Source organism: Hymenobacter terrenus, from assembly GCF_000972495.1.
GTDB lineage: Bacteria > Bacteroidota > Bacteroidia > Cytophagales > Hymenobacteraceae > Hymenobacter > Hymenobacter terrenus.
The window spans coordinates 96864-121170 of sequence record NZ_LATM01000011.1 but is presented as its reverse complement, the minus strand read 5'-3'; the positions used below and the strand labels follow the sequence as shown (position 1 = coordinate 121170).

General features: G+C 53.5%; 17 protein-coding genes. All 17 read left to right on the top strand.

Annotated features, from left to right (window positions below):
* Positions 1-3 precede the first annotated feature (3 nt).
* A complete protein-coding gene (locus WX88_RS14975; RefSeq protein ID WP_046245197.1) occupies positions 4-3039 on the top strand; it encodes a TAT-variant-translocated molybdopterin oxidoreductase in 3036 nt (1011 codons plus the stop codon).
* Between the two features lie 21 nt (positions 3040-3060).
* The gene (gene nrfD, locus WX88_RS14970) at positions 3061-4515 is read left to right on the top strand and encodes an NrfD/PsrC family molybdoenzyme membrane anchor subunit (RefSeq protein WP_046245196.1); all 1455 of its coding nucleotides are present in this window, start codon (positions 3061-3063) and stop codon (positions 4513-4515) included.
* Positions 4508-5035, top strand: a complete 528-nt coding sequence (locus WX88_RS14965) for a DUF3341 domain-containing protein (RefSeq protein ID WP_046245195.1) — start codon at positions 4508-4510, stop codon at positions 5033-5035. Before nrfD ends, WX88_RS14965 begins: the two co-directional genes overlap by 8 nt.
* 113 nt (positions 5036-5148) lie before the next feature.
* Positions 5149-5799 carry a c-type cytochrome gene (locus WX88_RS14960; RefSeq protein ID WP_231590718.1) on the top strand — a complete coding sequence of 217 codons (651 nt, stop codon included), beginning with the start codon at positions 5149-5151 and terminating at the stop codon, positions 5797-5799.
* A gap of 3 nt (positions 5800-5802) precedes the next feature.
* Positions 5803-7128 (top strand): hypothetical protein, encoded by a 1326-nt coding sequence (locus WX88_RS14955; RefSeq protein ID WP_046245193.1) that lies wholly within the window; start codon positions 5803-5805, stop codon positions 7126-7128.
* Between the two features lie 84 nt (positions 7129-7212).
* The gene (locus WX88_RS14950; protein WP_046245192.1) at positions 7213-8286 is read left to right on the top strand and encodes a cytochrome c oxidase subunit II; all 1074 of its coding nucleotides are present in this window, start codon (positions 7213-7215) and stop codon (positions 8284-8286) included.
* Positions 8287-8318: 32 nt separating this feature from the next.
* A complete protein-coding gene (locus tag WX88_RS14945) occupies positions 8319-10196 on the top strand; it encodes a cytochrome c oxidase subunit I (RefSeq protein ID WP_082116054.1) in 1878 nt (625 codons plus the stop codon).
* 107 nt (positions 10197-10303) lie between these two features.
* A complete protein-coding gene (locus tag WX88_RS14940; RefSeq protein WP_231590717.1) occupies positions 10304-11485 on the top strand; it encodes a COX15/CtaA family protein in 1182 nt (393 codons plus the stop codon).
* 66 nt (positions 11486-11551) lie between these two features.
* The gene (cyoE, locus tag WX88_RS14935) at positions 11552-12403 is read left to right on the top strand and encodes a heme o synthase (RefSeq protein ID WP_046245190.1); all 852 of its coding nucleotides are present in this window, start codon (positions 11552-11554) and stop codon (positions 12401-12403) included.
* Positions 12404-12494: 91 nt separating this feature from the next.
* A complete protein-coding gene (locus WX88_RS14930) occupies positions 12495-13082 on the top strand; it encodes a cytochrome c oxidase subunit 3 (protein WP_046245243.1) in 588 nt (195 codons plus the stop codon).
* Positions 13083-13103: 21 nt separating this feature from the next.
* Complete coding sequence (locus tag WX88_RS14925) at positions 13104-13877, top strand: cytochrome c oxidase subunit 3 (RefSeq protein WP_046245189.1); 774 nt, start codon at positions 13104-13106, stop codon at positions 13875-13877.
* Positions 13878-13975: 98 nt separating this feature from the next.
* Positions 13976-14320, top strand: a complete 345-nt coding sequence (locus WX88_RS14920) for a cytochrome C oxidase subunit IV family protein (RefSeq protein WP_046245188.1) — start codon at positions 13976-13978, stop codon at positions 14318-14320.
* Positions 14321-14323: 3 nt separating this feature from the next.
* On the top strand, positions 14324-14998 hold the full coding sequence (locus WX88_RS14915; RefSeq protein ID WP_046245187.1) for a thioredoxin domain-containing protein: 675 nt from the start codon (positions 14324-14326) through the stop codon (positions 14996-14998).
* Positions 14982-15551, top strand: a complete 570-nt coding sequence (locus WX88_RS14910; RefSeq protein ID WP_082116053.1) for a DUF420 domain-containing protein — start codon at positions 14982-14984, stop codon at positions 15549-15551. Before WX88_RS14915 ends, WX88_RS14910 begins: the two co-directional genes overlap by 17 nt.
* Positions 15552-15653: 102 nt before the next feature.
* A complete protein-coding gene (locus WX88_RS14905) occupies positions 15654-15911 on the top strand; it encodes a hypothetical protein (protein ID WP_046245185.1) in 258 nt (85 codons plus the stop codon).
* Between the two features lie 621 nt (positions 15912-16532).
* Positions 16533-20411: a sensor histidine kinase gene (locus WX88_RS14900; RefSeq protein WP_231590716.1), complete on the top strand. Its 3879-nt coding sequence runs from the start codon at positions 16533-16535 to the stop codon at positions 20409-20411.
* 76 nt (positions 20412-20487) lie between these two features.
* Positions 20488-24300 (top strand): hypothetical protein, encoded by a 3813-nt coding sequence (locus WX88_RS14895; RefSeq protein WP_046245183.1) that lies wholly within the window; start codon positions 20488-20490, stop codon positions 24298-24300.
* Positions 24301-24307 lie beyond the last annotated feature (7 nt).

Below are 24307 nucleotides of genomic sequence, written 5' to 3'. Positions count from 1 at the left end.
AAAATGAAGTACTGGAAAGGAATTGAGGAACTGGAAAACGCTCCGGAATTCATGCAATCGGCTTTTGCTGAGTTCATGCCGGTCAAGGAAAGCCATGAAAGTAGTGATGCTACCTCGGCTCCCCGTCGCGACTTCCTCAAGCTAATGGGTTTTGGCGTGGCTGCGGCCACCTTGGCATCTTGCGAAGCACCGGTCCGCAAAGCCATTCCGTACCTGAACAAGCCTGAAGAGATTGACCCGGCTATCTCCAACTTCTACGCATCTACTTATTTCACTGGTGCCGATTATAATGCGGTACTGGTGAAAACTCGTGAGGGACGGCCAATTAAGCTAGAAGGCAATCCAGAGTCTCCTATCACCAATGGTGGTCTATCAGCTCGTGGCCAGGCAGCCGTACTAAGTCTCTATGATGGAGGACGTTTACAGCATTTTGCCATCAAGAATGGTAATGGCCATGAAAAAGCCGAAGCTGCTGCCGTCGACCAAGCTATTCGTACGAAGTTGGCCGCTACCACTGGTCGCATTGCCATCGTCTCGCCAACTATTATTAGCCCCACTACCAAGAGGGCTATTGCTGAGTTTGCCACTCGCTACCCCAGCACCACGCACATCATGTATGATGCGCAGTCGGTAACGGGCCTGCTGCAAGCTAACAACGGTGTTGTACCTGGCTATGACTTCAGCAAGGCAAATATTATTGTGAGCCTCGGAGCCGATTTCCTCGGCACGTGGATTTCTCCAGTCGAGTACAGTCGTCAGTACGGCATTACCCGCAAGGTGAGCAGTGCTAAGCGAGCCATGTCGCGCCATTATCAATTCGAAACGGCAATGAGTCTGAGCGGCTGTAACGCTGACATTCGCGTTCCAGTGAAGCCCTCTGAAATGGGTGCCGTAGCGCTGGCTCTCTATAATGCTGTGACTGGAGCAGGTGGCTCATCAACTTATAAAAGCGATAAACTGGTCCAGGCCGCCAAAGATCTGACTGCTAACCGCGGCGCCAGCCTTGTGGTGTCGGGCTCAAATGACCCAGCTGTCCAGGCATTGGTAACGGCTATCAACCAGTCGTTGGGTAATGTGGGCACGACTATTAACCCAGCCGCTCCAAGCTATGTGCGCCAAGGCGATGACGCTCGAATGACGGCTTTGGTCAATGACATGAACAATGGCCGCGTAGGCGCGGTCATATTTTATAACGCCAACCCTGTCTACAATCATCCACTAGGTGAGAAGCTGAAATCGGGTTTGGCGAAAGTACCGTTAACTATTTCGTTGAACGACCGGCTGGATGAAACCGGGATTTTGTGTCAGTACGCTGCTCCCGACCACCACTGGTTGGAATCATGGAATGATTACGAGCCTAAGCGTGGGTTCTTGAGCTTGGCTCAGCCGGTCATCACTCCGCTCTTCGCTACTCGTCAGGCTCAGGAAAGTTTACTGCGTTGGGCTGGTAATAATACCAATTATTACAAATATCTTCGGAGTAGTTGGCGCGCCATAACCCCTAGCGATGCTGCTTGGGATAAAGTAGTGCACGATGGCGTAGCTACCGGCACTGCTCTGCCTCCCGCGCCACCTATGGTCAATGCCGCGCTGACGCCGGATGCTGCGATTGCCCAAATTGGTGGCGCTCCCAAAGCAAATGGTATTGAGTTGGCACTATATGAGAAAGTAGGCATCGGGGCAGGTGGCTGCGAAGCTAACAACCCTTTTCTGCAAGAGTTGCCCGACCCGGTTTCAAAAGCAGTATGGGGTAACTACGTGGCCGTGCCGCGCAAGATGGCCGTAGACAACAAGTGGGAGCAGAACGACGTCGTTAAAGTCACTGCTAACGGTTACACGGTTGAGTTGCCTATTTTGATTCAGCCTGGCCAAACCAATGGCACTGTTAGCATCGCACTGGGTTATGGTCGTACGCTAGCTGGTAAAGCTGGTGACCAAGTAGGAGCCAATGCTGCCCCATTGTCCCTTGTAGGCCCAAACGGTGTGACGTACCACAATGTGGTAACCCTGACCAAAACGGATGCTTCTTCGCCCATTGCGCAGACGCAGACTCACCATACGGTGATGGACCGCAAACCGGTAGTTCAGGAAAACACTCTGGCTCAATATATCAAAAACCCCAAGGAGGTAACCGAGTACGAGAAAATTGCTACTCCCGATGGTTTGGAAAAACCAAACAAAGTGTCGCTGTGGCAGGACTATACGTACAACGACCATCACTGGGGCATGGCAGTAGACCTTAACTCCTGCATCGGCTGCGGCTCGTGCGTGTTGGGTTGCCAGACCGAAAATAACATTGCCGTAGTTGGTAAACAGCAAGTGCTCAATCGTCGTGAGATGCACTGGATGCGTATTGACCGCTACTATAGTTCCGATCACCATAAGGATGAGTTCGAGACAAAAGGCAAAGTGGCTACCTACGCAGCCATGGAGGACCCTTCGGAAAACCCGCAGGTGATTTTCCAGCCGATGATGTGCCAGCAGTGCAACCACGCACCCTGCGAAACGGTATGCCCTGTACTGGCTACTACGCACAGTTCGGAAGGCCTCAATCAAATGGCTTATAACCGTTGCATCGGTACCCGCTACTGCGCTAACAACTGCCCGTATAAAGTACGCCGCTTCAACTGGTTCTCGTACTACTCGAATGAGAAATTCGAAACTGTTAACGGTCATATGTTCACCGACCTCGGCCGCATGGTGCTGAACCCGGATGTGACCGTACGTGCCCGTGGAGTGATGGAAAAATGCACTTTCTGCGTTCAACGCATTCAGTTAGGCAAGCTCGAAGCTAAAAAGCAGAAGCGCCGTCCGGTAGATGGCGAGATTGTGTCGGCCTGCGCCCAGTCATGTCCCACCGAAGCCATTGTGTTTGGCGACATGCGTGACCCCAACAGCCGCATTAGCCAGCTATTGCGTCGTGAAGATGGCGAGCGGGCCTTCCACGCCCTCGATTCTATCAACGTACAGCCAAACGTGACGTACCTGACCAAGATTCGTAACGCAGAATCAGAGTTTTTTGAAAAAGAAAACGCTTAATAATCACTAATCTATAAGATTATGCAGCACGTATCAGCCATACGCGAGCCGCTCGTAACCGGGGGCAAAACGCTACATGACGTCACGCAAGACATCTGCTACCAAGTGGAAGCCAAACCCAATATCCGTTGGATGGCCGCACTAAGCGTAGCATTATTCTTCCTGGGTGTGTTCTTCTATGCCGTGTACCGTACTGTGTGGTATGGCATTGGCGAATGGGGTCTGAATAAAACCGTGAACTGGGCCTGGGACATTACCAACTTCGTATGGTGGGTAGGTATCGGTCACGCCGGTACGCTGATTTCGGCGGTACTGCTGCTGTTCCGGCAGAAGTGGCGCTCGTCTATCAACCGAGCTGCAGAAGCTATGACGATTTTCGCCGTAATCTGCGCCGCCATGTTCCCAGTTCTGCACATGGGTCGTCCTTGGCTTGCCTTCTGGGTATTTCCTTTCCAGAACACGTTTGGATCGCTGTGGGCAAATTTCAATTCTCCGTTGCTCTGGGACGTATTCGCTATTTCGACTTACTTTACGGTATCACTGGTGTTCTGGTACATTGGTCTGATTCCAGACTTCGCTACTATCCGCGACCGTGCCAAGGGTACCATTGCTAAGTTTAGCTACTCTATGCTAAGCTTCGGCTGGAAGGGTTCGGCTAAGGCGTGGTCTCGCTATGAGACTGTTTCGCTTATTCTGGCTGGCGTTTCGACACCGCTGGTACTCTCGGTACACACCATTGTATCGATGGACTTTGCTACCTCGGTGGTTCCAGGCTGGCACACCACCATCTTCCCTCCCTACTTCGTGGCAGGAGCTATCTTCTCCGGTTTCGCTATGGTACTCACGCTGATGCTGATTACCCGTGTAGTATTCCGCTTAGAAGATTATATCACACTGGAGCACATTGCTCTCATGAACAAAATCATGATGGTAACCGGCTCTATCGTAGGGGTTGCCTACATCACGGAGTTCTTTATCGCTTGGTACTCGCAGGTTGAGTTTGAGCAGTATGCTTTCATCAACCGGGCCACAGGTCCTTACTGGTGGGCATACGCCTCAATGATGACCTGCAACGTAATCACGCCGCAGTTGGTGTGGCTCCGTCGGGTACGCTACAGTATTCCGCTGACTTTCGTGTTGTCCATCATTGTGAATATCGGTATGTGGTTCGAGCGTTTTGTAATTATCGTGACCTCACTACACCGCGACTACTTACCATCTAGCTGGGCCATGTTCTCGCCTTCGATTATCGATATTGCTCTGTATCTCGGCACGCTAGGGCTTTTCTTCACTCTTTTCCTACTCTTTGCTAAGTTTTTCCCCGTGATTAACATGGCTGAAGTGAAGACCATCCTGAAATACACAGTGGACAACGGTCCGACATACAATCCTCAAAAGGCTCACGCCGCCCACGCTCACCAACCTGCTGTCGGTGCTCCGGCTTCGGCACCTATAACTTACAACAAGCATGACTAAGCGCTTTGCCGTCGGCATCTTCGAAGACGAAGACGTGCTGTTGCACGCCATAGAAAATATTCGCGCCGCCGGTGTGAAGATTTATGACGTGTTCTCGCCTTATCCCGTTCACGGCATCGATGATGCCTTAGGTATCGAACGGTCGCGCCTACCTATTGCTGCTTTCTTCTTTGGTCTGACTGGTTTATCCTTCGCGCTGTGGATGCAGATTTACATGCTGGGTTTCGATTGGCCAATGATTGTAGGCGGTAAGCCTCACATCGCGCTGCCAGCCTTCATTCCGGTTGCTTTTGAGTTGACGGTGTTCTTTACCTGCCATGGGATGGCACTCACCTTCTTTACTATCACAGGGCTTTATCCGCGCTTCAAAGTACCCGTGATGGACGTACGTGCTACCGACGATAAGTTCGTAATGGCCATTGAATTGGACGAAACCAGCTCGCAGTTTCCCCGGTTGACTCAACTGTTGCGCGACAATGGCGCATCAGAGGTCAACCAAAAAGAAATGACCAACAAATAATGACGCATTCGCTGAACTTGAGCTTGCGCGTTTCGGCGCTGCTATTGTCGCTGGGGCTAGCCTCGGCTTGTACTCCCCGGCCCGATGACCCTGGTGTGGAATATGCCCCGGAGATGTACGACCCAATTCCTTATGAGCCGCTGAAGCAGTCCGGCTTCAATAGGGTAAATGCTTTCGGTATCAACGAGCGCACGCCTCCAATTGCTACCGTACCCCGCGGTAAGCTTGACTACTATACCCACATTCCTAAAGACAGTGTAGGAATAGCAGAGCGGCGGTTGCGTAACCCTTTGCCTTATACTAAGTCAAACTTGGAAGAAGGCAAAGTGCTATATACTCGCATTTGCTCACACTGCCATGGTGAGGCTGGCGACGGTCAAGGCCCGGTCGGCCTGAAGTTTAAGGGTGTACCTAACTATTCCGCGGGCGCTTACAAGACAATGAATGATGGGCATATCTATCATGTCATTCAGTGGGGACGCAACCGCATGATGCCTCACGGCTCACAGGTAAATCCTGAGGAACGCTGGAAAATTGCCATGTATGTGCGTGTGCTACAGCGGGGCGAAGGCCCTGATGCATTAAGCAAATTGGTAGCAAAAGGCCCTGCCAGCACAGCTGATGACTCTTCTGATTTAACTGACCGCGCTAACCAAGGGCCGGAAGGAGAAGCTCAGGCGGATAAGGCCTCCGAAACTCCCGGTCAAGGCGGCACTGTCGCTCCCAATGGTTCCGGCGTTACACACACTCCCGGCAACAAATAATCTATGGCAACTCTGACGCATCAAGAAAGCGCCACGGCTGAACAGCTCGTTGTTACGGATGGCGCCCGTAAAACTTTCATTACCATCATCGTCGCCGGTGTAGTAGTTCTTATTCTTGGCATCTTGGCTGCCGTTTTAGGCTGGGGCGCAGCCGGACACGGTGAGACAGCTGGTCATCTCGGTGCTTCAGCTGGCCACGGCGTGGGCGCTTCGGTACACCACGAGGGAAGTCCTGTTTGGCTTAAGCGTGTGCTGGTGAGCCTGTGGCATAGCAATGTGTTCTTTCTAGGTGTTTCCACCATTGGCACCGTATTCATGGCCATCAACTATGTGGCTTATGCTGGATGGTCGGTCATGGTTAAGCGTATCGCGGAGGCTCTTAGCGCTTGGATAATTCCCGGTGCTGTCATCATGCTCGGGATATTCCTTATAGGTCGTCACGACATTTTCCACTGGACTCATGATGGCATCATGGATAAGGGAAATCCTAACTATGATGCCATCATTGCAGGTAAAAGTGGTTTCCTTAACTTGCCTTTCTACCTCATTCGTACCGTCGTTTACCTCGCTATCTGGGCCTATTTCAGCTACAAGCTGCGCCAATTATCCTTAGCTGAAGACCAACTCGGTGGCACGGTATGGTTTCATAAGAGTATCAATGCTTCGGCTCTGTTTCTCGTGCTATACGCCGTGACTTCCTCAATGTCGGCTTGGGATTGGGTAATGTCGGTTGATACACACTGGTACAGCACTATGTTTGGTTGGTATGTCTTCGCTTCGTGGTGGGTATCGGGTATTGCGGCAATTGCTCTGACGGCAATATTTCTGAAACAAGCAGGCTACCTAAAGGCTCTGACTTCAAACCATCTGCACGATTTGGGTAAACTGATGTTTGGCTTCAGCATCTTCTGGACGTATGTATGGTTTGCTCAATTTATGCTGATTTGGTACGCTAACCTACCTGAAGAAGCGGTGTACTATAACCAGCGCCTCGGTGGGTTTGAAGGACATTATACCGGCTTATTCTTCTTTAACATTATCATCAATTTTGTGTTCCCGTTCCTCGGCCTGATGACTAGGGATGCTAAGCGCCAGATGATTATTATGAAAATAGTCTGTATCGCTATTCTTGCGGGTCACTGGTCTGACTTTTATCTGATGTTCATGCCGGCAACTTTGAAGGGTGAAAGTGGGTTCTTGATTGAGATTGGCATTGCGGCTATTTTCCTTGGCGCCTTCCTCATCCTGTTCACACGCCGTCTGGCTTCTGCTTCACTCGTTCCGGTTCATCATCCTTTTCTGGACGAGAGCATCCACCACACTACCTAGAATTTAGTATGCGGCATTGAGTGCCGGACCTGTTCAGCAGGTGTTTGCTCAATACCTACTACTTAATACTTAACTAAAAACGCAATGACTGCTCTTACCATTTTGCTGGTGTTAGTGTTGCTGCTGGTCGTCTTCGGCCTGCTGTTTCGCTTGCAGATTCTTACTTCTATTTTTTCGGGTACTTTCACCCGGGATATTGGCATGAGCAATAGCGTAAACGCTATTTTGATGCTGGTTTTCTTGGTGTTCGGTGGTGCTTGGTTTGCCTACTCTTTCGTTGAGAACTTCAACAAGATGAACCCACCCATTGCTTCCATCCATGGCCATCAGATGGAGCGCATGTTCTGGACAACAATGACGGTGATTGGAATAGCTTTCGCCATTACCCAAACGTTGTTGTTTATTTACGCATATAAATACCAGCACAAGGATGGCCGTCGGGCCTACTTCTTCGCTCATAATAACAAGATTGAGGTTATTTGGACAGTAATTCCAGCCGTAGTAATGGCAGCCTTAATTTTCGCCGGTTGGAAGGCTTGGACCCGAATTACTGGTCCGGCACCTAAGAACTCAGTTGTAGTTGAAGTGATGGGCAAGCAGTTTAACTGGCTTGTGCGCTACCCTGGCCGCGACATGAAGCTGGGCGTAGTTAATTATCGGATGATTGACGCCGTGAACGAGTGGGGCTTTGACTTGAGTGATAAATCGTCACTTGACGATTTTACCACTAATGAAATTCACGTGCCTAAAGGCGTTCCGGTTCTGATTAAGATTCGCTCGCGGGACGTGCTTCACGCCGTATACATGCCGCAGTTCCGCGTGCAGATGTATGCCGTGCCTGGTATGCCCACTCGCTTCTGGTTTACACCTACTACTACCACGGATGAGATGCGTGCTCGCTTGGGCAACCCCAAGTTCAACTACGAGTTGGCTTGCAACCAAGTCTGTGGTGGTAGCCACTTTGCAATGAAGGCCACTATTATTGTGGACGAGCCGGACGATTATCAGAACTGGTACGCAACTCAGCAGTCTTTTTCGCAGAAAAACCCAGAAGTATTGGCCGCTTTCAAACAGAAAGCCAAAACAATGGTTTCTCAAGTTGCTGAGCCTACCGAAGCCGAAGAGGTAGCACCCGCTCCTCTGGCCGCTTCTTACTAATCAATTCTAAACGGTATTCCTTTATGTCAGACATGGCAGCTAAACCCAATCTTTCGCCGGGCGTGCAAACGCAGGGCGGTATTGGTTCCGCCGCGGTTCCCGCCACTGAGCATGGCGACCACCTGCATCACGATGACCACGAACATCACGACCAACATTGGCTGTGGAAGTATGTGTTCAGCCAGGATCATAAGGTAATTGCCAAGCAATTCCTTATTACTGGTATGTTTTGGGCTATTCTAGGCGGTACGCTCTCAAGCTTATTCCGTCTGCAACTCGGTTGGCCCGAAGGTTCAATGGAGTGGCTCACGCCTTTCCTAGGTAAATGGATTCAGGCTGGTAAGCTGAACCCTGAATTCTATTTGGCACTCGTGACGATGCACGGTACTATTATGGTATTCTTCGTGCTTACAGCCGGTTTAAGTGGAACATTCTCCAACTTCCTAATACCGCTGCAAGTTGGAGCCCGCGACATGGCTTCCGGCTTCATGAATATGCTCTCGTATTGGTTCTTCTTCCTGTCGAGTGTTATCATGTTCTCTTCGCTGTTCATCGAAACCGGCCCTGCGGCCGCGGGCTGGACAATCTACCCACCGCTGAGCGCTTTGCCGCAATCTATCCCGGGTTCGGGTGCAGGTATGACGCTGTGGTTGGTGAGTATGGTGTTTTTCATCGTTTCCCAGTTGTTAGGTGGTGTAAACTACGTTACCACAGTAATCAACCTACGTACCCGGGGCATGAGCATGAGCAAGTTGCCGCTCACTATCTGGGCCTTCTTCCTGACTGCCATTCTTGGTATTCTATCGTTCCCTGTGTTGTTCTCGGCTGCTCTGTTACTAGTGTTTGACCGGTCATTTGGCACATCATTTTTCTTGTCTGATATCTACATTGCTGGTCAGGCTTTGAGTAACCAAGGTGGCTCGCCGGTATTGTTTCAGCATTTGTTCTGGTTCCTAGGGCACCCCGAGGTATACATCGTAATCATGCCAGCCATGGGCATGGTGTCCGAAATATTAGCTACGAATGCCCGTAAACCCATCTTCGGCTACCGTGCTATGATTGGTTCGCTGATTGGCATCTCTCTGCTGTCGTTCGTAGTATGGGCCCACCATATGTTCGTGACGGGTATGAACCCTTTCCTTGGTTCAGTCTTCATGTTCTTGACACTGATTATCGCTGTGCCTTCAGGTGTGAAAGTGTTCAACTGGTTGGCTACGTTGTGGCGTGGTAATATTCGCTTTACAGCGGCTATGCTATTCGGTATTGGCTTTGTTTCGCTATTCATATCTGGTGGTCTCACGGGTATCATCCTCGGCAATGCCACATTGGATATTCAGATGCATAATACTTACTTCGTGGTGGCTCACTTCCACTTAGTAATGGGTAGTTCAGCATTTTTTGGTCTATTCGCCGGTGTATATCACTGGTTCCCGAAGATGTTCGGCCGCATGATGGATGAGAAGCTGGGTTATATCCACTTCTGGTTGACTTTCATTGGGGTGTACTTAGTGTTTATGCCGATGCACTATGTCGGTATTGCTGGCTTCCCCCGTCGCTACTACGCTTGGACTGGTTTTGATGCTTTTTCGCAGTTCGCTGATATGAACCGCTTTATATCGATTGCAGCCATCGTTGCCTTCCTCGGTCAGTTTATTTTTATTTTCAACTTCTTTTATAGTATTTTCCGCGGCCGTCGCGCTACTGAGAACCCTTGGAACTCAACCACGCTGGAATGGACAACGCCTGTCCTCCCTGGCCACGGCAACTGGCCCGGCGAGATTCCTACTGTGTACCGCTGGCCCTACGATTACAGCAAGCCTGGCTCTGAGGTGGATTTTATTCCGCAGAACGTGCCATACTCGCAAACACATTCGTCGAACTTGCCCTACGAGCAGGATATGGCCGACTAGGCTATTACAATCGACTAAGTCCCAAGACGGGCCGCCAAATCGGCGGCCCGTTTTTGTGTCACTGATTTGGCCGAGTGATTAGGACTTGAAGAAATAGCTAGCACGCAATGGTAGTTGAAGCTGGCAGCTGCGTTTCATTTTTCAATATGACAAGCGTTCAAATTAGTCCTGCCGCGCGTCGCTTTCGCTCCGTTGGTATCCTCACGGTCGTTTCAGTTTACCTGCTCATCTTGGTGGGCGGCATTGTTCGTAGCACGGGGAGTGGTATGGGCTGTCCTGATTGGCCCAAATGCTTCGGTAGTTGGGTGCCGCCTACTAAAGCTAGCCAACTACCCGATAACTACAAAGAAATTTATACCGCCCAGCGGGTGGCGAAAAATCAAAAGTTAGCTCGCACGCTGCAACGCATAGGTTTTGCTCAAGTGGCAGGCAGCATTTTTGCCCATCCCACACAATACATCGAGACGGATTTTAATCCGGTTAAAACATGGATTGAATACCTAAACCGTTTGTTGGGTGCTCTCATTGGCCTATTTATTTTTCTGACGGTGGTTTTTGCCTTGCCTTACTGGCGGCGCGACAGGGCCATCTTTTGGTTGTCTCTCGCTTCATTTCTGCTAACTGGTGTACAGGGTTATTTGGGCTCACTTGTAGTATCAACCAACCTGCTGCCTGTTATGGTAACAGTCCACATGGCACTAGCGCTTTTGATAGTAGCTTTATTATTGTACGCAGTTGACCGGGCACAATGGCGAACGGAGAAAATTTCTCTGGAAACACGGCAAGTGATACCCTTATACGCTGCTAAACTTGGTAAAAGGCCAAGTCTGGGATTACAGCTTGCCCTCTGGGCCGCGCTGCTTCTTACATTCTGGCAGATTACACTGGGAACACAGGTGCGAGAACAAGTGGATATTGTCTCAGCCGCGGCTGGCTACCTAAGTCGGGAAACCTGGGTGTCTAGGCTTGGCAGCGTTTTTAGTGTGCACCGAACGGTTTCCGCTTTAGTAGTACTACTGAACATTTATGTTAGCTACGAACTGTGGCAACTTGCTCAGTCGCGTTTACGCCGCTTTGTAACAGCAACACTCACTATTATTAGTCTAGAGATTCTGGCGGGCATTGTTTTGGCGTCGTTTGCATTGCCCGCAGCGGTGCAGCCGGTCCATCTCACGCTAGCTACGGTTTTGTTTGGGATACAATTCCTGCTGCTATTAGCAGTAACACGTGCACGAAAAACCTTAGAAACTATTGCACCCACGGATGCCGCCCGGCAGGTTGTTGCGTAACTTTGCGGCCCCGTTTGGTCTATGCTCAATAAGTTGAGCTAGGTAACGAAATTACAACAGGTATTGATGGTTAAGGCCCGCGCCTATTTTCAACTGCTCAAGTTCCGGCTCTCGTTCACGGTGGCGTTTTCCAGCGCTATTGGGTATATGCTGGGAGCACATGGATTTAGCTGGAGCCGGGCTGTGCTTGTGATGTTGGGAGGCCTGCTCGTTACAGGCTCCGCCAACATTATCAACCAGATTCATGAGCGGGAACTGGACAAACTGATGACCCGTACTGCCAAACGGCCGTTGCCGTTGGGCATTATTTCACCGGCTGAAGGGTGGATATTTTGCGTGATTTTAGGCGTAGCTGGGCTTGCTCTGCTAACCTACTATTTTAACCCGCTCACGGCTGCGCTTTCATTGCTGTCGCTTATTCTCTACGGCTTCATTTATACGCCTCTCAAAACTATTTCGCCAATCTGTGTGGCAGTAGGAGCTATCCCGGGTGGTTTGCCGCCACTCATTGGTTGGGTTGCTGCTACCGGCTATATTGGGGTAGAAGCCTGGGTGTTGTTTGGGATACAGTTCATGTGGCAGTTTCCGCACTTCTGGGCCATTGCCTGGGTAGCGGATGAAGATTATAAGCGCGCAGGATTTAAGATGCTGCCTTCGCCCGGTAACCGTGATATGCGTACCGCATTCCAGATAATGACTTACACGCTGCTCCTGATTCCACTCAGCCTGTTGCCATTGGAATTCAATATTTCGGGCCGAATTTCCGCGCTAGTGGCAGTGGTATGCGGGGTGTTGTTTCTGCTGCTGACGGTGCAACTCATGAGGACTCAGTCGCGCAAGGCGGCACTGCGTATCATGTTTGCCTCTTTTCTCTATTTGCCCATCGTGCAAATTGCGTTAGTACTGGACAAAATCTAGTCATTCGGTGTTATAGATGAGCTGCGCAAGCGCGTAGTTTCTCCTTTTTTATCATTAATTGGCGTCGGTGCAAGCGGGCGCTTCCATTATTATGAATCCTTCCGAAATTTTAGCTGAAAAGGAAGTCGGGTTAGGCTGGCATCCTAAGCGTGTACTGCTCATTCTGCTCATCTTTAGTATCGTGATGATGTTCGCAGCCTTCACCAGCGGCTACATCGTGCGGCGCGATGAGGGCAACTGGCGCGAGTTTGACCTCCCGGTCTCACTGCTTATCAACTCTATCATTATTGCCCTGAGTAGTGGCAGCATGCAGTGGGCCTTTTTCTCGGCTCGTAAAAACGAAATTGGTCGAATAAAGACCGGCTTGGCTATCACTCTAATACTGGGCTTAGCATTCCTGGCCGGTCAGTATCATAGCTTCGGCGATTTGGTGGCGGGTAACACTTACTTCGGCGGCGCCGATGCCAATCCTTCAGGTTCGTTCGTATATGTGCTGATGGGGGTGCACGCTTTTCACCTGATTACGGGACTTATTTTCGTGGCTGTGGTGCTTCGTCGGGCGCTTAATTATCAGGTGCATTCGCGTGCCATGCTTTCTATCAGTAACGCTACCTTGTACTGGCACTTCTTGGGCGGCCTTTGGCTGTACCTGTATTTGTTCTTACTTTTGAACCACTAAAACGACGATACGCTGTCCGCTATGGCCCAACCGACCACTTTGCAGCCACCCGCTGCCTCCGCTACCCAAGACGCCCCGCGCACCGGCACCTGGGACGGCGGCAACGAACCATTTAAGGCGAGCTACGGCAAGCTGATGATGTGGTTCTTCCTGCTATCTGATGCTTTTACTTTTGCCGCTTTCCTGACCACTTATGGCATGATTCGCCATAAGCATGAAGTTTTTACCGGCGAGGCCAAGGACTTTGTGTTTAGCACGCGTTGGTGGCCTATTCCGGACCATGTCTTCAACGCCTTCCCCGGTATGGGCGACGCCAACGTGCCTCTGGGTTTCGTGGCTTTGATGACGATGATTCTGATATTGAGCTCCGTGACAATGGTATTGGCCGTGGAAGCGGGCCACCGCATGGATAAAGCTGATGTGCAGAAGTGGCTGCTGTGGACTATCCTGTTTGGTAGCATTTTCTTGTGCAGCCAAGCTTGGGAGTGGAGTCACTTCATCCACGGCCACACCGAAGGTACCCTCATGGCCGATGGCACCGTGTTTCATGGCGCTAACCTAGCTATGAATCAATACGGACCAGTGCTTTTCGCCGACCTATTCTTCTTCATCACCGGTTTCCATGGTACCCACGTTTTCTCAGGGGTCTGTCTACTAATTTGGTGCTTTATTGCTACCACAAATGGTACGTTTGAGAAGCGCGGTCATTACGAGATGGTTGAGAAGATAGGCCTTTACTGGCACTTCGTAGACTTGGTGTGGGTATTTGTATTCACCTTCTTCTACCTCGTTTAATAATTGATATATGGGTTACAAACTATGAATTATGAGTTCCGCACATTCGCCGTTTCTCAATTCATAACTCATAACTTATAATTCATAATTCTAAAGACATGGCTTCTCACGCAACTACTGAGCAACCGCTCGCCCCTGGCGAAATCGCTAAACCAAACACTGCCTGGATTTGGCGGGTATTCGGCATTCTGGTCGGCATTACGGCTATCGAATTTGTATTCGCTTTCTTGATGCATCCGAGCACGCTGCGCAACAGCATTTTCATCATCCTGACTATATTCAAGGCCTTCTTTATTGTGGCTGAATTCATGCACTTAAAGCATGAAACCAAAGGGCTGATTTGGACCATCTTGGTACCAGTGGCGCTGCTGATATGGCTGTTGGTAGCTTTAATTACCGAAGGCTCATTCATCGGCGAAGTGTTGGAAAACATGTTCAAATAGCGGATGCGGCCCCGCCAAACCTTATTGCTGGGGCTGCTGCTATTGGTGCCGGTACTGGCTTTTCTGTTCCTTTTTCGCTTCGGCACCAACCGTTACGCGCTGCCCACTTACCTGCCTGACCGCGTCGATTCCACGCAGGTTGGGGGGGAGTGGCGGCGCGATACTGTTTTCCACCAAGTAGCGCCATTTCAGCTATCTGCTTCTACAGGCCGCGAAGTGAGTAGCCAAGAGTTGGGCAAAGGACTTTATATCGCGCAATTTTATGGCGATGATGCGGTCAGTGCAAGTGTTGCCCGCGCCTTGCTTCGGGTACAGGAGAAGTTTCGGCACGAACCTCGGGTGCGCTTAGCCACGTTCGTACTAAATGCTGATGCTGAAAAAGCCGCTTCATTAACTCGTTTAGCCGAGCAGTATGGCACCATTGCTGGTAAGTGGTTTTTCCTGACCGGGCCCGTTGATACACTTAAAAAGCTAACGTTACGAGAGTTTCGGCTGACTGCCAACCCAAAGCGCTTGCCGGGAGCAGTTTATACTGCCAACATTCCCGCAGGCCGGCTGTTATTGATTGACAATCAACGTCGGGTACGCGGTATTTATGACGGCACCGACGGCCGCGAAATAGACCGGTTACTCACGGAAGTCACCGTGCAGCTCTACGATTATGAACACCCCCACTGAACAATTGCACCCGCCCGTGATGGCGCCGGGTGACTACACACGCTACAAGATTGTCCTTGGTACACTTGGTGTAGTAGTACCGCTATTGGTAGCAGTGCTCTTTTCATTTCCTAATTTATTCCGAATTCCCGGCGCGGAGGTGAAATTTCTGCCCGCAGTGAATGCAGTACTTAATTCACTGACGGCGGTTTGCCTGCTGGCTGGCTACTACTTCATTCGTCAGAAGCAGGTGCTACGCCACCGGGCCATGATGGGGACGGCGTTTGCACTGGGTGGGCTGTTCCTGTTGTCGTACGTGGCCTACCACTCACAGGTGCCTAGCACGCATTTTGGTGGTGTAGGGACCGTGCGCTACGTGTATTTTTTCTTACTGCTGACGCACATTAGCTTGGCGGTGGTAACGGTAGGTCTGGTTTTATTTACACTATATTTTGCCCTGACCGGACAATACACAAAGCACAAGCGTATTGCCCGGTGGACCTTTCCAATCTGGCTGTACGTATCGGTAACAGGCGTAATCGTCTACTTTATGATTGCGCCGTATTATACTTAATGCTCCTAACAAGTTAGTCTCTCGCTACGCGTGAGTGCTATATACGAACGAGCGAAGGTTAAAAACAGAAACTTTACTCTAGTCTTAGTGTTTTGTCATTCTATGAAAAAGACCTTTTTTGCCGCGACTTTCGCCCTGCTACTGGGGATATTGGTGAGTTTGGCACCATTGACTGCCCGTGCGCAATGCGTGATGTGTAAATCGCAGGTGGAAGCAGCTCGGCAGGAGCGGGACGACTATGATGTAGCGGGCCTCAATAAGGGCATCGTGTACATGATGACAGTGCCTTACATCCTGATGGGTGCCATTGGGTATTTCTGGTATCGGCGTACGCATCCCAAGGCAGTAGCAAAGAAATAGTGGCTGATACTGCTTCGTTGATTGCTGGTATTACGCTGCCTCAGCGCAAGCTATTTGCCTACTCAGCGTAAAAAAAACTTGTGAAAGTTTGATAAGATGCCGTAGAAGTGCTTTTTGTGCGAACAGGCGTTCGAGCGAGAGATACGGTTTTGTTGGGAGCGATGTATACCAGCTACCGCATCTGACCATTTATCATGGAGATGGTGCTGTACTTTTGGGCCACGACCTGGAGATTTAAGGTTACGCAGCGGTGATGTTTACTGCTGTTATTCTATTTGCGCCTCTAATGGTCGGGTATGCGCGCAGTGATGCTTTACGCTTTGGGAAGGAGCATTTTGATTCGCGCTACTCCAGGAAATTATGAGTTGAGTGCAGAGTTTTCAATGAAGAATGATGCCACTGATAAGTGGCATTTTTTGTTAGGCGTGGATTTTGCAGGTAAGCGTAACGCTGCGCTAATGACCGACGGGTAAGTAGCAAGATAAGACGAACTGCGGTTTATTTCGAGAGGTATTTTGCTGCACTTAACAAGCAGCAAAATGGCGATAATTGATATCAATAGCTTAGACCAACTACTTGGCTCTTTCTTCTCTGCGTTCTTCTCCAAATCCGGACCACTCCGTGATTCGTCCTTCTGCTTGGGGGCGCCTACCCTGGCTGTTGCTGTTGGGAGCAGCGCTTTGTTTTGTGGGTGGCTACTTAGCTAGTCGATATGCCCAGGCACCGGCCGTCGTGCAGCGCACTGATGTGGCGCGCTTGCAGCAATTCGTGCGTGAGGCCGAAACCAAGGCCCGCCGTGAAGCTAGTATTGTGGCTGCTCAACTGCTGCATGGTAGCTACAGCTTCCAAAAGTTGCTGGCACAAACTACCTACCCAACGTGCATCCTTGAAAACGGTACTTTGCGTTACTGGTCCGATACCACCCTGAGACCCGAAGCGGAAGCCACCAGTACTGGCTCGGAGGGCCTGATTGAAACGTCAGTTGGGCATTTCCTACTGCTGCGCCGCACGGCGGGCCGGTTTCTCATTCTAACCTATTTGCCATTGAAGCGGCATTATGGCATTAGTAACCGGTATCTGCGAGAAGGGGGGGAACAGGCCCTGTTTCGCGGTATGGAACTGCAAGTGATAGCCGATAGCGCCTCGAATAACCGGGCCCGCTTTGAAACCGCCGACGGGCACTACTTATTTTCTATTAAAACGATAAAACCCAACCCGCTGACGGGGCAGTATGTACCACTGGCACTGCTGGGGTTGGGCAGCTTGCTATATGCGGCCGGGTGGCTGGTGCTGGCTTGGCGTTGGTGGCGCGCCGGGCGGGCAGGCGCATCCGTAGCGGCTATGTTGTTGCCGTTGGTGGCGCTACGAGTGGTGCTTCTGTACATGGGGTTGCCGTATTCGTTTATCGAGCTACCCTTGTTTGACCCGCGCGTGTATGCTGCCTCATGGTGGGCGCCATCGTTGGGCGATTTACTATTGGATGCGCTGTTGATTTTGTTGGTTGCTGCGGGCGGCGCGGCGCTTTGGCGGCGTTTTGGGGTGTTGGCGCGCGTGCAGGCGCCGCGTACAGCGGGAAGGCAAGCTCTGGTCGCGGCAGCTGTCGGTGCGGCCTTTGGTAGCTGGCTGCTATTGCTGTTCGAATACTATTCCACCGCCTTCGGCAGCTCACAGCTGAGCTTGGATGTAACCCGCAACTTGCAGATAACCGGCTTTTGGCTGCTGCTGGCGCTGACAGTGCTGCTGCACACGGCGGCGTGGCTGGTGGGCTTTTTTGGGCTGACGCAGCTGGCCGGGACGCTGCTGCAACACGTGCCCCGCCGGGTGTTGCTGTTAGGGCCGGGTTTGGTCGCGCTGCCGGTGCTGGGCGCTGGGCTGGCACTGGGGCTGCCGTGGGTGTTGCTGTTGGGCGTGTTGCTGCTGTTTGCGTCGCTGGTGCGGGCTGTGGGCATGCAGGCGGCGCCCACCATGGGCAGCTATCAAGCTTCGGTGCTCATCGTACTATTATTGGCGTTGACATCGGCTACCGGGGCGCTGGCCCTGTACGCGCATTTCGAAAAGCAGCTGTTGGTGGATAAGCAGCGACTGGCAGGCAACCTGCTAATCGATAATGACTTGCAAGGGGAGTATTTGCTGAGCGTGGTGATGCGGAATATTGCCGCCGACCCTTTTGTCCGGCGGTCGTTGTCGGCAGCGTTTGGTCAACCCGAGGCGGTGCGGCAGCGTATCGCCCGGCAGTATCTGGGCGGTTATTTTGATAAATACGAGAGTAACATTATTTTGTACGATGAGGCGGGTGAGCCGGTTGGGGCGCTGCCAGGCACGCCCCACTTGACTGCTTCGCGGGCCGAAACCGAGCGTATTGCCACCCCGACTGACCAGCGCGGTGTGTACCTGGTGCATTCCGGTAACCCGTTCAGCTCACGGCGCTACGTGGCACATATCACCGTGCCGGGCACGCGGGTAAACGGTTTCGGCCTGCCCCTGGGCGCGGTGCGGGTGGAGCTCACCCTGAAAAAACTCACGGCTTATAGTGTGTTGCCCGAGCTGTTAGTTGACCAAAAATTCTTTCAGCCCGGCCTGGCTACGGAACTGAGCTGTGCGGGCTACAATCGTGGGCGGCTGGTGTACAGCGAAGGTGACTTCGACTACGCCAACCGTTTGCCCCCGGCCTTGCTAGCCGAGCCACGCCTCTACGTGGGGGGCATCAGCCGCCGGGGCTACCACCATTTTGCCGTACGAGGCTCGCAAGACCGCACCGTGGTCGTGACCACAGCCACTTATTCGGTAAGCGACTGGCTGGCTAATTTCTCGTTTCAGTTTTTATTGTCGTCGTTTTTCTTACTGCTAGTGGGCGGGGGCGTGCTCCTGATGCGGGGGCAGGCCACTTTGCGGTTGCGGCTCAATTTTAGTACCCGCATCCAGCTGTTGCTGAATGTGGGCATTGTGGTGCCGCTGGTGGTAGTGAGTGTGGCCACAGCTAGTCAGCTAATTGACTCGTACCAGCGTGATTTGGCGCGCACTTATGAGCGGCGCGGGCAGTTGGCTTTGGAGAGCCTGCGCCGGCAACGCCACTTGCTGTCGGACAGCACCGCGCGGCCCACGTTGGCTGCTCTGGCCAAAAACGTGGCGGCCCTCACCGAAACCGACCTCAATCTATACGATGCTCACGGGGAGCTGTTGGCCAGTAGCCAGCCGTTGATTTTCGATGCGGGCCTGTTGGGGCCGCTGCTGAATCCGCACGCTGAAGTGGCGTTGAAGGAGCGCAAACGACCGCGCGCCTTGCTCACGGAGCGGGCCGGGTCGTTGTCGTTCAATTCGTTGTACTTGCCCGTGCGGGCGGGTGTGGGGGAGGAGGCGGTGGCCGATTTGGCGGGTCATACCATTGGTCACGGTGGTGGGCATGGAACCGCTAGGACGGTTTCTTCGAAAGCTGTTTCGCCATTGCAAAGAGAGGAAACAACTGCTCTGGACGAGACGGCTCTGCCGACCGGGCCCATTCTGGGTTATGTAGGAATTCCTTTTTTCGATTCGGAGAAAGAGTTGAATACCAAGCTGACGGAGCTTTTTACCACCATTCTCAACATCTTCACCCTAATGTTTTTGCTATTTCTGGGGTTGGCTTTCGCGGCGGCGCGGCAATTGACGGCACCCCTCAAGCTTATCACGGAGAAGCTGACCCAAACTACCCTTACTGGCGAAAACGAGCTGCTGGACTACCGTAGCTCCGACGACGAAATTGGTCTGCTGGTGCGCGAATACAACGCCATGCTCACCAAGCTGGAGGCCAGCAAGCGCGAGCTGGCTGCCCAAGAAAAAGAAGCAGCCTGGCGCGAAATGGCCCGTCAGGTGGCCCACGAAATCAAAAACCCGCTCACGCCGATGAAGCTGAGCCTGCAGTTTCTGCAAAAAGCCATAACCGAGCGCCGCGCCAATGCCGAGGAGCTCATCGGCCGCATTTCCCAGACGCTCATTACCCAGATTGACGTGCTGAGTGACATCGCCACAAGCTTCAGCACTTTTACCAACCTGCCGGCCATGCGGCCGGAGCGGCTCGATGTGGCGGCTATCCTGCGTCGGTGCGCCGCCCTGCATCAGCCCGACGCCGATGATGGTGCCTTGGAGCTACACTTGCCTCCTGACGCCGGAACGGGCTGCTACGTGGTGTATGCCGATGAAAATCTATTGGTCAGGACCTTTAACAATTTGCTGATCAATGCCCGTCAAGCCGTGCCCGAGGGACGCGAGCCGCATATCGACGTGTCGCTGGCTGCGGCAGATAGCGGCCGTATTCGGGTAGCCATCCGGGATAATGGAGCAGGCATCACGGAAGAAGTGCGCGAAAAGGTTTTTGTGCCCAACTTCACTACCAAGGCCAGCGGCTCAGGTATTGGGTTGGCCGTGGCCAAGCGTGGGATTGAAAGCGCGGGCGGCAAAATTTGGTTTGAAACTGTGGTGGGGGAGGGCACGGCCTTCTTTATTGAGCTGCCGCTGGCGGGCTGATGCCTTTTTGAATGTAACCGCAACGGCACGAAACCACTCGCCTCTGTCGTTACTCGCCAAACCCGACCTTTACTCTATGATTCGCCGCTTACGCCTGTGCTTTCCCTTTGCGGGCCTGCTCGTCGCGGCGCTGATTTTTTTGTCTCAAAACGCCAGGGCGCAGGTACGGCCCGCTAAGCCAGCTGAGGCACCACCACCTAACACCCGGCGCTGCCGCTACGTGCGCCTCGAGCCGGGCCGCGATACTACCAGCTTCGCCCTTACCGATACGCTGACCGCGGTGCCTTCGTCCGTCACGACTAATGGCCAGTCAGTAGACTATGACGCCCGCACCGACCGCTACCGCTGGGTGCGGCCGGCCCCGCGCGATAGCAGCGGCGTACCATTGCCCGATTCTATCCTGCTGTACTACCGGGTGTTGCCGTTGAGCTTGTCGGCTGCCCGGTTTCGCCGGCCGCTGCGGCTGATGGACAGCCTGGGTTTTCGGCAGGGGGCAATGCGGTTTGAGGATTTCTCGGTGAAGGAGCAGATTCTGAGTACGCCGGGCATCAATAAGACGGGTAATCTGGCGCGGGGCATCAGCTTTGGCAATACCCAAAACGTGTTCGTCAACTCGGCCCTGAACCTGCAGCTGGAGGGCAAGCTGGCCGATAACATCAACTTAACGGCAGCCATCAGCGACCAAAACGTGCCGTTTCAGCCCGAGGGCAACACTCAGCAGCTGCAGCAGTTCGACAGAATCTACATCACCCTCACAAATCCCAACTGGAACCTGACGGCCGGCGACGTGGTACTGCGCAACAAGCCCGATTACTTCCTGCGCTACTATAAAAACATCCAGGGTGCCGCGGCGGAGGCTAATTTTGGCCCGCCCATTGTGGGCCTATCAGGCTTGGGGGCAGCGCCGGGAGTATCGAATGCAGTATTTCTGAACGGGACGGCCGGGCAGTTGCCCGGCGGTGTGCCGGGCGGGGGACCAAATGGTTTTCCCGGCGGACCGTCGCCGAGTACCCTCAACCCACCGGCCATCAGCCAGCCCCAGCTCACCGACCCTAACCGTCAGGGCAGTGGCGGGGCTCCCCTGCCGGTGGGCGATGGCGCACCGGTGGCGGGGGCCACGGTAAACAGCGCGGGTGTGCGGAAGGGGCTGGTGTGGCGTTCTTCTACCTCGGCGGCGGGCGGGGTAGCCAAGGGTAAATTTGCCAGTACCGACGTGCCGCCCATTGAAAACGTGCAGGGCCCGTACCGCCTCAGTGGCCCCAATGGCGAGCAGTTTATCATCGTGCTGGCCAACTCGGAAAAGGTGTACCTGGACGGCCGCCTGCAAACCCGGGGCTTCGATGCTGACTACACCATCGACTACAACCTGGCCGAAGTCACGTTTACGCCGCGCCACCTCATCACCCGCAACACGCGGATTAAGATTGATTTTGAATATTCGGACCTTAATTATGCCCGTTCCCTTTATGCGCTGAGCCACTATCAGCAATTGGGTCGGTTGAGTGTGCACGGCAATTTTTATCAGGAAGCCGACAACCCCGACAACGCCCCCAATCTCAACCTGGACAGTACCCAGCGGGCGCGGCTGCAACAGGCCGGTAACGTGGCCTTTGCCGAAGCCGACGGGGCCACGCTGGTGCAATACAACCGGACGCAGGTGCTTTACAACCGCGACCCCCTCACGCGCCAATACCGCCGCGCCGTGGGTGCCGATACCTTGCGCGAAGTATATTCCGTGGTTTTCACCGATGTGGGCCCGGGTAGGGGCGACTACAACCTGTCGACCACCGAGCTGAGTAGCAACGGCCGTGTGTACCAATACGTGGGGCCCGGCCTGGGGCGCTACCTGCCGCTGCGCCGCATCCCCACGCCGCTGCTCAAGCAAATGGTGACCGGTGGGGTCAGCTACCAGATAGACAGCAGCACAACGGTGTTTGCGGATGCGGCCCGCTCCCGACTTGACCGCAACCGTTTCTCGAACGAAAGCGACCAGGACGTGGCCGTGCGCGCGGGCTACGTGGTGCAGGACCGGCGCCTGCCGAAGGCCCTGACGGGGGTGCTGCGCGACTACCGCCTGCGCTCCACTCTGGACTATGAGTACACGGGCAAGCGCTTCTCGCCGATTGACCGCTACCGTGACATTGAGTTCGACCGCAACTGGAGTGCTACCGGCACTCTGCAAAGCAATGCCAACGGCACCACAGCCCGCGAAGACAACATCTTTAATTTCAGCCTGGGGCTGGCGAAGGACATCAACAACAACGTCAATTACCGCCTCAGCCGCCGTTTCCGGCCCGGCGAGGTGAACGGGCTGCAGCACTGGCTAGATGCGGCCCAAAAGGTTGGCAACCTGGAAATGCGCGGCTCGTTGTTCGTGCTCAAGTCCGAGGCTGGCCGCTTTCAGTCCGACTGGGCGCGGGGCGAGGCCACGGGCCGCTTCGTGGGTGGCAACATCGTGCCTGGCTACACCTATCGCTTCGACAAAAACCGCGTCAGCTCGACCAGTACCGATACTATTCGCTCGGCCAATTATTTCGACGAGCACAACGTGTTCCTCCAGAGCCGCGACTCGGCCCGCACCCAGTTCCGCCTCGACTACAGCTACCGCCGCGACCAGGCCCCCAACCCGGAACAAACGGCCCTGCAGCGGCGGGGCATTGCCCAAACCTGGCAGGGCACGATGGCCTCGCGGCTTGGTAAAAACCAGGACATCCGCGTGCTGGCCACTTATCGTGACCTCGATTCGTTGGGCCTCGCACGCGACCGCACGGTGCTCGGGCAGGTGTTTTACAACGCCAGCCTGCTGCAAAACCAAATTCGCTCTGAGTTTAACTACAGCGTAGCCACGGGTCGTGAGCTGAAGCGTGACTATTCTTTTCTGGCCGTGCCCGCTGGTCAGGGTACTCATTACTACGTTGATACCAACGGCGATGGGCAGCAGCAAAAGGAGGAGTTTTTTGAGGCTCAGACGCCGGATGCCCAGTACCGGACCTTTATTAAGGTCTACTTGCCTACTGCTGACTACATCACGGCTTTCACCAACCGGCTCAGCTACCGCCTCACTACGGCGGCCCCGCGCGGCTGGCGCGAAGCCGGGGGCTGGCGCGCCGCCGCGTCGCGCTTCGCCACGCTCAGCAGCATCACCGTCGACCGCCGCACCACCGACCCTTCGCTGCTCTCGCGCCTGAGCCCCTTCAGCTACGATAAGGAGGACGACCAGCTGCTGGCCTTCAACCAACTCTTCCGCAACACGCTTTACTTCAACCGGTCGAGTCCCATTTTTGGGGCGGAGCTTACTATACAGCAAACCCAGCAGAAAACTCTGCTCGCCCAGGGCTCCGACGTGCGCAACCTGACTACCCAGAGCCTGCTCGTGCGCCGGACGCTGGCCACCTCTTTCACGGGCCGCCTCAACGGCAGCCGCGACATCCGCGAATCGAGCAGCACCTACTTGCCCACCCGCAACTACCGCCTGCTGATTTACGCCGTGCAGCCCGAAATTAGCTACCAGCCCACGCCTTCGCTGCGCCTCACCGGCACTTACCTGCACACCCAAAAACAGAATACGCTCGACATTCCCGACGCCGAACTGAGCCCCGGCATCTTTGACGAGCTAGGCATCGAAACCCGGCTGAGCCAGGTGAACAAACGCACGCTGACGGCGGCCACCCGCTATACCCGTGTGAAATTTGATGCCACTGACCCCAACTCCGTCGTGGCCATCGAAATCCTCAACGCCCTCCGCCCCGGCAGCAACTTCACCTGGAACCTGAACGTGGAGCAGCGCCTCAGCAACGGCCTTAATATCACGCTAGCCTATGACGGCCGCAAAGCCAACGGGCTGAATACCGTGCACACGGGTCGGATGCAGGTATCGGTGCTGTTTTAGTGGCAGT

Coding starts and splice junctions, on each gene's coding strand:
- WX88_RS14920 (WP_046245188.1), top strand. CDS start 13,976: ATGGCTTCTCACGCAACTACTGAGCAACCGCTCGCCCCTGGCGAAATC.
- WX88_RS14960 (WP_231590718.1), top strand. CDS start 5,149: ATGTACGACCCAATTCCTTATGAGCCGCTGAAGCAGTCCGGCTTCAAT.
- WX88_RS14925 (WP_046245189.1), top strand. CDS start 13,104: ATGGCCCAACCGACCACTTTGCAGCCACCCGCTGCCTCCGCTACCCAA.
- cyoE (WP_046245190.1), top strand. CDS start 11,552: ATGGTTAAGGCCCGCGCCTATTTTCAACTGCTCAAGTTCCGGCTCTCG.
- WX88_RS14965 (WP_046245195.1), top strand. CDS start 4,508: ATGACTAAGCGCTTTGCCGTCGGCATCTTCGAAGACGAAGACGTGCTG.
- WX88_RS14950 (WP_046245192.1), top strand. CDS start 7,213: ATGACTGCTCTTACCATTTTGCTGGTGTTAGTGTTGCTGCTGGTCGTC.
- WX88_RS14910 (WP_082116053.1), top strand. CDS start 14,982: ATGAACACCCCCACTGAACAATTGCACCCGCCCGTGATGGCGCCGGGT.
- WX88_RS14895 (WP_046245183.1), top strand. CDS start 20,488: ATGATTCGCCGCTTACGCCTGTGCTTTCCCTTTGCGGGCCTGCTCGTC.
- WX88_RS14905 (WP_046245185.1), top strand. CDS start 15,654: ATGAAAAAGACCTTTTTTGCCGCGACTTTCGCCCTGCTACTGGGGATA.
- WX88_RS14915 (WP_046245187.1), top strand. CDS start 14,324: ATGCGGCCCCGCCAAACCTTATTGCTGGGGCTGCTGCTATTGGTGCCG.
- WX88_RS14940 (WP_231590717.1), top strand. CDS start 10,304: ATGGTAGTTGAAGCTGGCAGCTGCGTTTCATTTTTCAATATGACAAGC.
- WX88_RS14930 (WP_046245243.1), top strand. CDS start 12,495: ATGAATCCTTCCGAAATTTTAGCTGAAAAGGAAGTCGGGTTAGGCTGG.
- WX88_RS14975 (WP_046245197.1), top strand. CDS start 4: ATGAAGTACTGGAAAGGAATTGAGGAACTGGAAAACGCTCCGGAATTC.
- WX88_RS14945 (WP_082116054.1), top strand. CDS start 8,319: ATGGCAGCTAAACCCAATCTTTCGCCGGGCGTGCAAACGCAGGGCGGT.
- WX88_RS14955 (WP_046245193.1), top strand. CDS start 5,803: ATGGCAACTCTGACGCATCAAGAAAGCGCCACGGCTGAACAGCTCGTT.
- nrfD (WP_046245196.1), top strand. CDS start 3,061: ATGCAGCACGTATCAGCCATACGCGAGCCGCTCGTAACCGGGGGCAAA.